The organism is Sedimenticola hydrogenitrophicus (genome assembly GCF_025175675.1).
GTDB classification, from domain to species: Bacteria; Pseudomonadota; Gammaproteobacteria; order Chromatiales; family Chromatiaceae; genus Sedimenticola; species Sedimenticola hydrogenitrophicus.
In genome coordinates this window covers 61,688-74,610 of record NZ_JANIOA010000025.1, presented here as the reverse complement: position 1 = coordinate 74,610, position 12,923 = coordinate 61,688, and the positions used below count along the sequence as shown (strand labels likewise).

The 12,923-nt window shown below is 58.7% G+C and carries 15 protein-coding genes, 1 tRNA gene and 2 other RNA genes; 6 read left to right on the top strand and 12 right to left on the bottom strand.

Annotated elements, in window-relative coordinates; genetic code table 11:
* Positions 1 to 90: 90 nt before the first annotated feature.
* Complete coding sequence (locus tag NPX02_RS14065) at positions 91 to 1,077, bottom strand: porin (protein ID WP_260294377.1); 987 nt, start codon at positions 1,075 to 1,077, stop codon at positions 91 to 93.
* Between the two features lie 555 nt (positions 1,078 to 1,632).
* On the opposite strand from NPX02_RS14065, the gene NPX02_RS14060 reads away from it, so the two are divergent.
* Positions 1,633 to 1,887 carry a type II toxin-antitoxin system Phd/YefM family antitoxin gene (locus NPX02_RS14060; RefSeq protein WP_260294375.1) on the top strand — a complete coding sequence of 85 codons (255 nt, stop codon included), beginning with the start codon at positions 1,633 to 1,635 and terminating at the stop codon, positions 1,885 to 1,887.
* Positions 1,884 to 2,234, top strand: coding sequence for a type II toxin-antitoxin system RelE family toxin (locus tag NPX02_RS14055; protein WP_335342572.1), 351 nt, complete (start codon positions 1,884 to 1,886; stop codon positions 2,232 to 2,234). The genes NPX02_RS14060 and NPX02_RS14055 overlap by 4 nt, the downstream gene beginning before the upstream one ends.
* Here the strand turns inward: NPX02_RS14055 and NPX02_RS14050 are convergent.
* From NPX02_RS14050 to rplM, 7 genes are all read right to left on the bottom strand, one after another.
* Entirely contained in the window at positions 2,191 to 2,592 is a 402-nt protein-coding gene (locus tag NPX02_RS14050; RefSeq protein ID WP_305792883.1) for a type II toxin-antitoxin system VapC family toxin, read from the bottom strand. The two genes, NPX02_RS14055 and NPX02_RS14050, sit on opposite strands and share 44 nt — an antisense overlap.
* Before the next feature lie 8 nt (positions 2,593 to 2,600).
* The gene (gene vapB, locus NPX02_RS14045) at positions 2,601 to 2,831 is read right to left on the bottom strand and encodes a type II toxin-antitoxin system VapB family antitoxin (protein WP_260294372.1); all 231 of its coding nucleotides are present in this window, start codon (positions 2,829 to 2,831) and stop codon (positions 2,601 to 2,603) included.
* A 93-nt stretch (positions 2,832 to 2,924) separates the two neighbouring features.
* Positions 2,925 to 3,046: non-coding RNA, RtT sRNA (locus NPX02_RS14040), on the bottom strand.
* A 41-nt stretch (positions 3,047 to 3,087) separates the two neighbouring features.
* A non-coding RNA gene (locus NPX02_RS14035) (RtT sRNA) lies at positions 3,088 to 3,209 on the bottom strand.
* 41 nt (positions 3,210 to 3,250) lie between these two features.
* Positions 3,251 to 3,324 (bottom strand) — tRNA-Gln (locus NPX02_RS14030).
* 40 nt (positions 3,325 to 3,364) lie between these two features.
* Entirely contained in the window at positions 3,365 to 3,757 is a 393-nt protein-coding gene (gene rpsI, locus NPX02_RS14025) for a 30S ribosomal protein S9 (protein ID WP_260294371.1), read from the bottom strand.
* A 42-nt stretch (positions 3,758 to 3,799) separates the two neighbouring features.
* A complete protein-coding gene (rplM, locus tag NPX02_RS14020) occupies positions 3,800 to 4,228 on the bottom strand; it encodes a 50S ribosomal protein L13 (RefSeq protein WP_260294370.1) in 429 nt (142 codons plus the stop codon).
* Positions 4,229 to 4,771: 543 nt separating this feature from the next.
* Between rplM and NPX02_RS14015 the strand changes: the two genes are divergently transcribed.
* The 3 genes from NPX02_RS14015 (at position 4,772) to nspC (ending at position 8,645) form a co-directional block, all read left to right on the top strand.
* Positions 4,772 to 5,968, top strand: a complete 1,197-nt coding sequence (locus NPX02_RS14015; protein WP_260294369.1) for a (Fe-S)-binding protein — start codon at positions 4,772 to 4,774, stop codon at positions 5,966 to 5,968.
* A gap of 313 nt (positions 5,969 to 6,281) precedes the next feature.
* Positions 6,282 to 7,496, top strand: a complete 1,215-nt coding sequence (locus tag NPX02_RS14010) for a saccharopine dehydrogenase family protein (protein ID WP_260294368.1) — start codon at positions 6,282 to 6,284, stop codon at positions 7,494 to 7,496.
* Positions 7,497 to 7,514: 18 nt separating this feature from the next.
* Positions 7,515 to 8,645, top strand: a complete 1,131-nt coding sequence (gene nspC, locus NPX02_RS14005; protein WP_260294367.1) for a carboxynorspermidine decarboxylase — start codon at positions 7,515 to 7,517, stop codon at positions 8,643 to 8,645.
* A 322-nt stretch (positions 8,646 to 8,967) separates the two neighbouring features.
* On the opposite strand, the gene NPX02_RS14000 is transcribed toward nspC, so the two are convergent.
* Entirely contained in the window at positions 8,968 to 9,384 is a 417-nt protein-coding gene (locus NPX02_RS14000; protein WP_260294366.1) for an OsmC family protein, read from the bottom strand.
* A 116-nt stretch (positions 9,385 to 9,500) separates the two neighbouring features.
* On the opposite strand from NPX02_RS14000, the gene crp reads away from it, so the two are divergent.
* Entirely contained in the window at positions 9,501 to 10,154 is a 654-nt protein-coding gene (gene crp / locus NPX02_RS13995) for a cAMP-activated global transcriptional regulator CRP (RefSeq protein WP_260294365.1), read from the top strand.
* A 222-nt stretch (positions 10,155 to 10,376) separates the two neighbouring features.
* On the opposite strand, the gene NPX02_RS13990 is transcribed toward crp, so the two are convergent.
* The 3 genes from NPX02_RS13990 to NPX02_RS13980 form a co-directional block, all read right to left on the bottom strand.
* Positions 10,377 to 11,324 (bottom strand): hypothetical protein, encoded by a 948-nt coding sequence (locus tag NPX02_RS13990; protein WP_260294364.1) that lies wholly within the window; start codon positions 11,322 to 11,324, stop codon positions 10,377 to 10,379.
* Between the two features lie 146 nt (positions 11,325 to 11,470).
* Complete coding sequence (locus NPX02_RS13985) at positions 11,471 to 11,935, bottom strand: NfeD family protein (RefSeq protein ID WP_260294363.1); 465 nt, start codon at positions 11,933 to 11,935, stop codon at positions 11,471 to 11,473.
* Entirely contained in the window at positions 11,935 to 12,858 is a 924-nt protein-coding gene (locus tag NPX02_RS13980; RefSeq protein ID WP_260294362.1) for an SPFH domain-containing protein, read from the bottom strand. The genes NPX02_RS13985 and NPX02_RS13980 overlap by 1 nt, the downstream gene beginning before the upstream one ends.
* Positions 12,859 to 12,923: the final 65 nt, after the last annotated feature.

The following is a 12,923-nucleotide window of genomic DNA, read 5'->3' as shown; positions in this document are numbered from 1 at the left end:
AGGCGCTGCGCGCCATGCCTGGCGCACCAATAAAAAACGGGGCCCGAAGGCCCCGTTCTTTATCACTTGTTTCTAACTGATCAGATCAGATTAGAAGTCGTGACGAACACCCAGTGCAAATTCGCTCTGATCTGTAGCGCCGGCATCCTGCTCAGCATACTCAGCATAGACGCGGGTGCGTTTGCTGAAGTTGTGCTGTACACCAATCGCCCAAGCGTCGGTATCGGCTGCACCGGTGTCGGTATTGCCAACCAGCGCGCGAACGGTGTTGTTACCAAAGTACGCTTCGGCACCCAGGCCCCATGCTTCGGTATTGCTTGAAGAACCGGTATCCTTTTCTTCGTACGAAGCTATAACAGCGAAGTTCCCGAAGTTGTACTTACCAGAGAGACCCCAAATATCCACGTCTGCAGCTGCAGCAATAGCTGCGGAACCAGCATTACCAGGAACAGCGGCTACTGCTGCCACAGCGCCGGTTGCTTCTTGTGTGTGGTAACCAAGGCCAACGCTCAAAGGACCGTTGTTATAATTCAACGCCAAGTTGGTGGCGTCAGCGCCATCTTCAATATCATTGGAAGCAGTATCGTCGATAACGAAGGCGATAGCCGCACTGAAGCCGTTGAAGTTCGGCGACACGTAGGCCAGGGCGTTACCGGTGCGGAAGGTGTTCAGGTGCTGACGGAAGCCAGTGGAGGGTGCATTCATGATATTGGTCTTGCCAACCGCACCGTAGTAGGGGGTCCACTGGCGACCGATTGCAACGGTACCAAAATTACCTGCAATGCCGACATAAGCAAGGCGGGTCTTCAGGCCAACTGAAGAGGTGGATCCACCCTCAGTGGACTCGGTATCCCACTCGTACTGGAAGAGAGCCTTCAGACCGTTGCCCAGATCTTCGCTGCCCTTGACACCAAAACGCGAAGTACCGTTACCCTCTTCGATATCCCAAGAGTCGGTGGTGCCATTGTCGTTGTTGGTCAGAGCGTTATCGATCAGACCATAGATGGTGGTGTCTGCGCTAACAGCCATGGGAGCTGCAACTGCAGCAGCGATGGCGATAGAAAGAAGTTTTTTCATTATAGATTCCCGCTAAAAGTGAATTTACGAAAAATGCTGTGCAGGGGAGATACTAGTACTCGCCCAGACGGTTTGCAACACTTTTCTACAAAAAAAACCACAGTTTCAGTTTTTGTTGCTATTTTGCAACAGGGCATCGGAATCCGGCAATGACAATAAATCCATAAATTTCGCTGCAGCATGGAGTTAGGATGAAAACCGAATAATTTGGATATAATTGCCAATTACACCCCACGACTCCAAAAACCGCCATAAACCGCGTCATTTGCAACAGCTTAAGTATAGCGGCTAAAGCCGCCTACAGACCCCGCAAATCCGGGTTTAGAGAAGAATGGCACTTAACTTAAGGCGAATTGCAGGATTTTCGTCATTCCGGCGCAGGCCGGCATCCAGGAATACCGCCGCCATTAAGCAGTCTGGATGCCATCCTTAGGTCCGTAAATGGTGCATGGCATCCTCAAACAAATCCGGGCCGGAGAACAATATTCGTTAATATACCCAATTGTGTGGACTGGAAAACCGGGCTGAAAAGCGCACAGGCTAGGCGGAGATTACATGAAACCGATACTGGCGGAGTTTACAGCCAGCATTACAGAGCTGAAAAAGAATCCGACTGCTTTATTGAATCAGTCCGGTGGTAATCCGGTAGCGATCCTCAATCACAACACGCCGGCAGCCTACTTTATCGGGGCCCAGGTGTTCGAGCAGATCATGGATATGCTGGACGACATCGACCTGGCCGAAGAGGTCAAGGCCCGACTGTCACAGGATCACCGTATTGTAGCGGTTGATATTGAGGATCTTGCATGAGCTATGGACTGGAGTTTCTTGAGGTAGCCCTGGATGAATGGCGAAGCTTGGATGCGACCCTAAAACGGCAACTACAGAAGAAACTTCGATCCAGACTGGAAAATCCAGTCGTCCCATCGGCCGCTCTCCGGGGGATGGCGCATTACTACAAGATTAAACTGAGGGCATCTGGTATTCGGCTGGTTTACCAGGTTATTGAGGAACGGTTGGTGGTGTTGGTTGTCTCGGTTGGATCCACATATTCAACAACGCTGCCTGTCAACCGCTACGGCCGGTACAGTCAACTATCTCGATCCATATGCCTCAGTGAACCCAGTCCTCATACACCAGCCCAGGAACTCGGCTAAATTCAGGTACATTGTTTGTCACCAGCGCGCAGCCGACCGCAAGGGCATGTCCCGCGATAGCGGTGTCATTGTCGCCGATCGGTGTCCCGGCCTCGCTCAGCTGACGCTTGACTTCCACCATGGCATCCACCGCGGCCATATCCCAGGGGAGCACGGCATCCACGCGCCGCACGAATTCATCAACGAGTTGCTTGTGCTTGGGTGAGGCTTTCTTGCCGATTTGGCCGTAGCGCATTTCGGCATAGGTGACCGCCGATATTACGATCCTGTTCTGTTGAGCAACCTCATTTGCCAGCCGTTGCAATACCGACTCTGGCAACTCGCGCATGATGAAGGAGCAAATGCAGGTATCAAGCATGTACGTCTTCACAGATTAAATCTGCCTTCGTCCCCGATGACCGTGGCACGCTCTTGCAGGAAATCCTCATCCGCCTTGGGCTGATCGGCCAAGGTGAGCCAGCTCGGACGGAGAGGGCGCAAGATGATCGCATCACCGTCCCGGGTGATCTCCAGCTCGCTGACACCTTCATACTCCATGTCCTTGGGCAAGCGAATTGCCTGATTCTTTCCGTTCTTGAAAATGGATACGGTACGCATACTATCTCCTGCCTATGTCTGTCCTGTGCAGTATAGTACGGCGCTATAGCCTATGCAATGCATAGGTCTCCGCCGAAGCGGGTTGATTCAATATGGCTGGGGATGGAGGATTATTTGGCCTGCGGCCTCACCCTTCGGGCTCGTCGCTGCGCTCCTCGTGGCGCTGCGCGCCGAACCTCGGTGGAGCTTCTCACCCTCCATTCAGAAGATTTTTTCACTGCCATGAAAAAACCCGCCGAAGCGGGTCGTTTCAATATGGCTGGGGATGGAGGATTATTCGGCCTGCGGCCTCACCCTTCGGGCTCGTCGCTGCGCTCCTCGTGGCGCTGCGCGCCGAACCTCGGTGGAGCTTCTCACCCTCCATCCAGGAGATTTTTTCACTGCCATGAAAAAACCCGCCGGAGCGGGTTGATTCAATATGGCTGGGGATGGAGGATTCGAACCTCCACTGACGGAGTCAGAGTCCGTAGTCCTGCCGTTAGACGAATCCCCAATATGTCTGGAGCCACCCGGAGGGCAGCGCCAGGGACATGTTAACGCTTGGAGTACTGCGGACGCTTGCGCGCCTTATGCAGTCCGACCTTCTTGCGTTCCACCTCGCGGGCGTCGCGGGTCAGGAAGCCGGCGCGACGCATCGGGCTGTGCAACCCTTCATCATACTCGGACAGGGCGCGGGCGATACCGAGGCGGATGGCGCCGGCCTGGCCGGTGGTGCCGCCACCTTTGACCGTGGCCTTGATATCCACGTTCTTCAGCAGGTCGGCCACTTGCAGCGGCTGGCGAACCACCATGCGTGCAGTTTCGCGGCCAAAATACTCGTCCAGGGGACGGCCGTTGACGACGATGTTGCCGCTGCCGGTGGTCAGGAAGACGCGTGCAGCAGAGCTTTTACGACGTCCGGTTGCATAATTCTGGGTTTGAGCCATGTTTCTGTTCCGTTAGGTGGATTTCAGATATCCAGCGGGATTTTAGATATCCAGCATCTGGGGCTGCTGTGCCTGATGTGCATGCTCGGGGCCGGCAAAGACCTTGAGCTTCTTGAACATCGCACGACCCAGTGGATTCTTGGGCAGCATGCCCTTGACTGCGGTCTCGATCACACGCTCCGGCGCCTTGTCCAGCAGCTTTTCCAGGCTGATGGATTTCAGGTTGCCGATGTAGCCGGTGTGATGATGATACATCTTGTCTTTCAGTTTATTACCGGTTACGCGAATCTTCTCGGCATTGACCACAACGATGTAGTCGCCGGTATCCACGTGCGGCGTATATTCGGGTTTATGCTTTCCGCGCAAACGCCGTGCTATCTCGGTTGAGAGACGGCCAAGGGTCTTGTTTGTGGCGTCGACCACGAACCAGTCGCGGCGCACTTCTGCGGGTTTTGCACTTACGGTCGTCATCTGACTTGCTCCAGCGGAGTAACAATACTAGCGCTTCAAAAAAGAGCGCGAATATTACCGGACCGCGCACACGCTGGCAAGGCCCAGTTGAACTATAATTTAAACTTAAAGCCGCTCCTGGTCGTCATTTGGCTCCAGGCTCCTAGGAGTTGTCGGAGTCAAATGAAGCTATACACCTGGTTCGATCATTCAGGGTTAAGTCCATTTGACTCCGATACCCGGGCACAAAACCTCATCGGCATGGACATTCTCCTGGACAAAAAAATAGGCGTAGCAGGGGAGGCTACGCCTTTTTAATAATATAAACCACCAAAGGAGGATGGATGGAGTACTTAAAAATGCATCAACATTTAAAGTGTTAATATCTTCTAATATTATTATTTTAATGTCAACACTTTTCCTACCTCGCCACTGTTTAAATTGACATCATCCCCCTTGGCGACGACACTCTGAGCCGGCAGCCAGCCGATTTATTCACTACACCATTCACTCTAATCCAGCGCACCCGCACCTGATTTGAAGGCACATCAGCCATTTAAGCCCGTGAACCCTGAAGAAACACTACTCAAGGAGGCCGACCGCTGCGTCAAGTGTGGCATCTGTCTGCCCCACTGCCCCACCTACACTCTGACCCGGGATGAAGGCGACTCCCCCAGAGGCCGGATCTCGCTGATCCAGGGCATTGCCGGCGGCCACCTGGATAGCGCGCAGGCCAATCGGCACCTTGACCGCTGCCTGAGTTGTCTCGCCTGCCAGGCGGCCTGCCCCTCCGGGGTCGACTACAGCCAACTGATCGACGGGATTCGCGCCCGCCGGCACAAAAGCCGCGGGGAACGGCTCGCGCACCATCTCATCACCCATCTCCCCTATCGGAGCTGGAGCCGCCTGGGGTTATGGCTCTACCGCCATACCGGCATCCGCCCCCTGCTGCGCACCCTGGGGGGTCGGCGTTTTCGCCGCCTGGACGGGCTGCTGCCGGAGCACGCCCGGGTAGGCAGCTGGCGGTCCAGCTATCCGGCAACAACCTCCCGCCAGGGACGCGTCGGGCTGTTTACCGGATGTGCCGGACGGATCAGTGACCGCAGGGCGCTGGATGCGGCCATTGCCGTGCTGACCCGCCTCGGTTTTGCGGTGGTCGTCCCCGACGACCAGGGCTGCTGCGGCGCCATGCATCAGCACACCGGCGAGCCGCAGACCGCCGAAACGATGGCCACCATCAACCATAAGGCCTTTGCCGATAAAGAGCTGGATGCCGTGCTCTACCTGGCCAGCGGCTGCGGTACGCAACTGACCGAACTGCCGCTTCCGGCGCCGGTGTATGAGATCAGCCAGTTCCTTAACCGCTGTCACTGGCCGGATGATATGAGACTCAATCCCGTGGACGGTGCGGTCGGCCTGCATTCGCCCTGCACCCTCAGACACCAGCTGAAACTGGCAGACGAACCGGAAAAGCTGTTATTGCGGATCCCCGGCATCCGGCTGATCCGCCTCGACCAGATCCAGTGCTGCGGGGCGGCGGGAAGCTATCTGCTGGAACAGCCGGAGATGTCCGATGCCTTGGGCGCGCGGGCAATCCAGCAGCTGCCAGGCCAGGAACTGCAGTTCCTGGCCACCAGCAATAGCGGCTGCGCCCTACAGCTCGCCCGTGGGCTACGGCAGGCAGGCCGCAAAATCCGCACCGTGCATCCTGTTGAGCTGGTCGAGATCAGCCTGCGGGAGAGGGGATCGGACCAAGCCTGACACGCGGGCGGATGCGCTGCCTTTCATGTCCCCCTACGCTTGACCGGACAGGCCCACCGGCCACTGCAATCACCAGGAAAATCCGGATTTTCGGTAAGCAGCAAAAATGCCCTGGCCCATCGGCCCTGCTGATGACTGAACCCCGTTCAACTGCTATCATTGCGCTCCCGTGGCGCCCGGGAGCCAACCGCCCGCAAGCCGATCCTGCGCGGCCGTGCAGGATCGATATGAAATGTCATACTTGGACATTAAACTGTGACAAGAAGCGCCCTGCGTTTGGTTTTCTCCTTCTACTTCAAGGAACGCACATAGCATGAGTACTGTACTGATTATCGGAGCCGGTGGCGTCGGTCGTGTCGTAGCGCACAAATGCGCCCAGATCGCCGAGGTGTTCAGCGAGATCCACCTGGCCAGCCGCACCCGGTCCAAGTGTGATCAGATCGCCGCTGAAGTGGTAGAGAAGACCGGGAGAACCATCCGCACCGCGCAGGTGGACGCCGATAATGTGCCCGAGCTGGTGGCCCTGATCAAACAGGTGAACCCGGTCATGGTGATCAACGTGGCGCTCCCCTACCAGGACCTGACCATCATGGATGCCTGCCTGGAGACCGGCGTGCATTATCTGGACACGGCCAATTACGAACCGCTGGACGAGGCGAAGTTCGAATACAAGTGGCAGTGGGCCTACCGGGAACGCTTTGAGCAGGCAGGCCTGATGGCGCTGCTCGGCTCCGGCTTCGACCCCGGCGTCACCAATGTATTCTGCGCCCACATGCTGAAACACCACTTCGACCAGATCGACACGGTGGATATCCTCGACTGCAACGGCGGCGACCACGGCTACGCCTTCGCCACCAATTTCAATCCCGAGATCAACATCCGCGAGGTGACCGCCAACGGCCGCTACTTCGAGAACGGCGTCTGGGTAGAGACCCGGCCGATGGAGATCCACCACACCTTCGACTTTGAGCAGGTGGGACCGAAGCAGATGTACCTGCTGTATCACGAGGAGATGGAGTCACTGTCGCAGAACATCCCCGGGGTCAGGCGCATGCGCTTCTGGATGACCTTTGGCGACGCCTACCTGAAACACCTGGAGGTGTTCCGCAACATCGGCCTGGACTCCATCGAGCCGATCCTGTTCGAAGGCCGCGAGATCGTACCGATCCAGTTCCTCAAGGCGCTGCTGCCGGACCCCGCCACGCTTGGCCCGCGTACCGTCGGCAAGACCAACATCGGCTGCATCGTCAAGGGCAGCAAGGATGGGCAGCCGGTGTCGCGCTACGTCTACAACATCTGCGACCACCAGGCGTGTTACCGGGAGACCAACGCCCAGGGCGTCTCCTACACCACCGGGGTGCCGGCGATGATCGGCGCCATGATGATGCTGACCGGCGAGTGGATGAAGCCGGGAGTGTGGAACATGGAACAGTTCGATCCCGATCCGTTCATGGCCGCGCTCAACCGCCACGGCCTGCCCTGGACCGATATTGAAACCGATATCGATATCGACGCCCTTCCCGAATAAGGAAAGATCGGCCGTATCATGACACTGGACATCTCCCGCATCCCCACCCCCTGCTACGTGCTGGAGGAGGACCGGCTGCGCGCCAACCTGTCTCTGATGGAACGGGTGCAGCGCGAGTCGGGAGGCAAGATCATCCTGGCGCTCAAGGGCTACGCCATGTGGAGCACCTTTCCGATCATTCGCGAGGTGCTGCATGGCTGTACCGCCAGCTCGCTGAACGAGGCCCGGCTGGCCGCCGAGGAGTTCGGCAAGGAGGTGCACGTCTATGCGCCCGCCTACAGCGACGCCGAGTTTCCGGAGATCCTGAAACTGGCCCACCACCTCACCTTCAACTCCTTCAGCCAGTGGCGGCGTTTCGGGCAACAGGCGCTGGCCGCCGGAGTCTCCTGCGCCATCCGGGTCAATCCCCAGGTGGCGGAAGTGGCGGTGGACATGTACAACCCCTGCGGCCGCACCTCGCGCCTGGGAGTCACCCTGGAGGAGTTCCAGCCGGAAGCGCTGGAAGGGATCGAGGGACTGCACTTTCACGCCCTCTGCGAATGCGGCGCCGACAGCCTGGAACGCACCCTGGCCGCCTTCGAGGAGCGCTTCGGCGAGTGGATCCCGCAGATGAAGTGGATCAACTTCGGCGGCGGACACCTGATGACCCGCCAGGGGTACGACGTGGAGTTGCTGATCCGCCTGGTACGCGATTTCCGCGAACGCCATGGCGTGGAGGTCTATCTGGAGCCGGGCGGCGCCGTCGGCTGGCAGACCGGACCGCTGGTGGCCTCGGTGCTGGATATCGTGCACAACAATATGGATATCGCCATCCTCGACGCCTCGGCCGCGGCGCACATGCCGGATGTGCTGGAGATGCCGTACCGCCCGAATATCCGCGGCGCCGGCGAGCCCGGCTCGACACCCTACACCTACCGGCTGGGGGGCAACACCTGCCTGGCGGGGGACGTGATCGGAGACTACGCCTTCGAGCGGCCGTTGCAGGTGGGCGACAAGATCGTACTGGAAGACATGATCCACTACACCTTCGTCAAGAACACCACCTTCAACGGTGTCAACCTGCCCTCGCTGGCGATCTGGACCTCCGGGGATGAATTGCGGATGGTCCGCACCTTCGGTTATCAGGAGTTCAAGAACCGGCTTTCCTGAACTACACCCGGTGCCTACCCGGATGGGCATGCATTTCCACGCAGAGCGTGGGAACGAGGAACGCGGCAAAGGTGTGGTAACCGAGCGGTTACCCCGAAGCGTGGTAGGATGCGGTGAGTAACACGAACCGCATCAAACTTTATCTGCGCATGATGCGGTTCGCAAGCTCACCGGCATCCTACATTCGCGTTTATCGCAACAGCCCGGATGGCTAAGCGTCAGCGCGTCCACCATGGCTGAAGACCGAGCCACTGGACGGTGGCCGACGGGTTATGTAGTTCCTCCTCCATCCAGTAGCCGCGGAAGGGGACTTTGCGAGCCCTTATTCCGCCACCAGCTCAAAATCGTGACTGATCTCCACCACCTGTCCCAGCATGATCGACGCCGAGCAGTACTTTTCCGCGCTCAGCTTGACCGCCCGCTCCACCGCCTTTTCGGTCAGACCGGGACCCGCCAGCCGGAAGTGGACATGGATTTTGGTAAACACCTTGGGGTCGGTTTCGGCGCGCTCGGCCTCCAGCTCCACTTCGCAGAGGGTCACCTGGTTTCGTCCCTTGCGCAGGATATGCACCACATCGAACTGGGTACAACCCCCAAGCCCCAGCAGCAGCATCTCCATCGGCCGTACACCCAGGTTCCTGCCGCCAAAATCGGGCGGGCCGTCCATCACCACGGCATGACCACTTCCGGACTCACCCACCATGAGGGTCTGCTCGACCCATTTTACCCGTGCTTTCATCACATACTCGCAAGTTAATAAAGGTTTGCAGACTAGCATAGATCGACAATCCGCAGGAGCTCACCTAGAATCCTAGGTGGAACGTTTCATTCCCAGTCCTTAACCAAAGGTCGCCCATGAGCATTATCAAGCCACCAGAACAGGATCCCGCTTTTCTGAAGCCCTTTCTGTCGTTCTGTCACCGACGCCGCTATCCGGCGAAAACGGATATCATCCATCCGGGCGATCGGGCCGATATTCTCTACTATATCGTGGACGGCTCCGTCACCATACTGATCGAGGACGAAGACGGGAAGGAGATTATTCTCACCTATCTCAACAAGGGCGATTTCATCGGCGAAATGGGGCTGTTTCTCGCGCAATCGAATCGTAGCGTGCTGGTGCGCACCCGCTCCGACTGCATGCTGGCCGAGATCAGTTATGCACGCCTGGAGCAGCTGTTTGACGGCGAACTGCGTGACTACGCGAAGGATATACTCTACGCCCTGGGCGGCCAGCTGACCCAGCGCCTGATCCATACCAGCCGCAAGGTTGGCCACCTGGCGTTTCTGGATGTGACCGGCCGGGTCGCCGGCACCCTGTTGGAGCTGTGCAAACAACCCGACGCCATGACCCACCCGGACGGCATGCAGATCCGCATCACCCGTCAGGAGATCGGTCGGATTGTCGGCTGCTCCCGGGAGATGGCGGGCCGGGTGTTAAAAAACCTGGAGGAGCAGGGCCTGGTCTATGTCAAAGGCAAGACCATTGTGGTTTTCGGGACCCGCTGACCAGCACCCCGTCCGGGTACACCCGCCCAAACAACGCAGCCCCCACCGCCCGGATCAATCCGTCGCTGAATTTTTCTTCTGATTACCCGTAAAGCGGGTTTCGTGGGACTCTCTGATGGGTTAGGCCGTTCCGCCCTCACCTAATGCTACGTCTCTGCTGTTTCCGGCTCACAGGGCGGGGTGGACCCACCGCGCCCATGGGGCGCCCGTAAAGGGGGCGGATTACTTCACCGCCGTTTCCCGTTTCAGGTCATCGGCGGTGCCGAAGCTTTTATCCGGACCGGCGGAGATCACTTGATACTTCCCGGCCTCCGGCTCGAACCGCAGCGTGGTACCCCAGCCATCCAGCATCCCCTGCTGGCCGATGTTCAGATCCTGCTGCAACCGCTCCAGGGTCACCTGGGCGGGGTTGAATCCGGAACCGTACTGTATCATCCACACCTTGATGGAGCGATTCAGCTGCTCCAGCCGGCGAACGGTCTCGGCCCGCTGGGGGTCGACGGGAGTGGCCGGAACAACCGACGTCACGGTAGCGACCGGCGACGACTGTTCATCCCACACCAGCCAGAGCAGCACTACGGCGGCTACGCCGAACAGACTGGCGAGCAGGACCAGGCGTCGGCGCTTATCCCGGGATGCCCTGTCGCGGGTCTCGACCGTAGTGCTCCGTTGATAAAAGGTACCGACATTCTCCGAGTCATCGTCCGGTTTGTAGGCGGCACGCCTGACTACCGGGGTCGCCAGTACGATATCCTCATCGGCGGCTTCGGGGCTGACGGCGGAGAGGGGACGGGTGCGTTCGTCGTCGGCGGTCAGTTCAGGCCGGTCCGGTGACCGCGACGCCTCCGGGGGCGCGAGTGGACCCGGCTGCGCGGATCCCACCGTATTGCCGGACGCCCGCGCGGACGGATTCGCTTCCCCCGGCCCGGCGAGGGGGCCGCTGGGTTCGATGGAACATTCGGCACCGCGCGCCCTGATCTTCTCCAGCAGCCGCTCCGCCTTCGACTTCTCCAGCGTCCTGTTGATTCGGAAACGACTCCCCTGGATCAGGTGACCCGCCTGATCCAGGGGAATCTTGAGCAGCTGGGCAAGCGACTGCTGCACCTCATGGTGATTGAATCCCTTGCGCAGTTTGCCGGTGAATACGAGTCGATACTTCGGAGTAGCCATTGTTCTGGTTGTTGCCGATAGCGGGAAAAGGACAGGTTAAGGCTAGCACAAGCCAACGAAGCGGCGCCACTACCCCCTTGCCCTAACCATAAGGCGGGCCGTTCCCGCCAACGGTGCCCATGGCGCACATCTGTCCGTACGTCACGTCAGCTGACGCTGTCCTGCTCCCTGATAATGTCCACCTGAAGTACCACGCCGTCCACGCCCACCACCTTGACACGCGTACCCGCCGGGCAATCGTCGCCGCGGACCTTCCAGGTGCTGTCATCGACCTTGATTTTGCCCTGGCCATTCACCACCGGCTCACCGAGGGTAAAGATCCGGTCGATATACTGCTCACCCCTACGATTGAGCCGGGGCTGGTCACTCCGGGTGGGATGCTTCACCAGATAGATCCGCCACGCCACGATACTGACAACACTGAACAGGGCAAAAATCAGGATCTGGATCTCCCAGCCAAGCCCCGGCAACAGCAGCAGGACCAGCCCGACGATACCGGCGGAGATGGCCATCCAGAGAAAGAACACGCCGGGCGAGAATACTTCCAGCACGATCAGAATGCTCCCCAGCACCCACCAGTGCCAGAACGTGGCGGATTCGAATAGCCCCATCACGGCTCGCTCCGGGAGGATCTGCCGATCGCCTCCCTGGCGATCTCGGCGATACCGGCCACCGAGCCGATCAGGCTGGACGCCTCCAACGGCATCATGATCACCTTCTGGTTGGGGGCCGAGGCGATCTCCTTCAATGCCTCGGTGTATTTCTGGGCAATAAAATAGTTGATCGCGCTGACATCGCCCTTGGCAATGGCCTGGGAGACCATCAGGGTCGCCTTGGCCTCGGCCTCGGCCAGACGTTCCCGCGCCTCGGCCTCCCTGAATGCGGCCTCCCGGTCACCCTCCGCCTCGAGGATGGCAGCCTGCTTTTCACCTTCGGCCTTGAGAATCGCGGCCTGGCGATGACCTTCCGCCTCCAGGATCTGCGCCCGCTTCTCACGCTCGGCCTTCATCTGGCGCGCCATGGAATCCACCAGATCGCGGGGGGGAGAGATATCCTTGATCTCGATACGCGTCACCTTGATACCCCAGGGGGTGGTGGCATCATCCACCACCGCAAGCAGTTGGGCATTGATCTGGTCACGCATGGAGAGCAGCTCATCCAGGTCCATCGAGCCCATCACGGTACGTATATTGGTCATGGTGAGATTGAGGATGGCGTGGGTGAGTTGACTCACTTCATAGGCCGCCTTGGCCGCGTCCAGGATCTGGTAGAAGACCACACCATCCACCGTCACCATGGCATTGTCCTTGGTGATCACCTCCTGGGAGGGGACATCCAGTACCTGCTCCATCATATTCAGCCTGGCCCCGACGTTGTCCACCAGCGGGACAATCAGATTCAGCCCGGGACGCAATGTTTTGGTATAGCGGCCGAACCGCTCCACCGTGTACTCCATACCTTGCGGCACCCGCTTGGCGCCCAGCACCACAATCACCATCGCCAGCACCAGCATCGCTACTGCAAAGAGTTCCATTGAGTTTCTCCATTGTTTAATTCCCCGCCGAGTATACCCCCTTGGCTGGGCAGGGAATATGAATA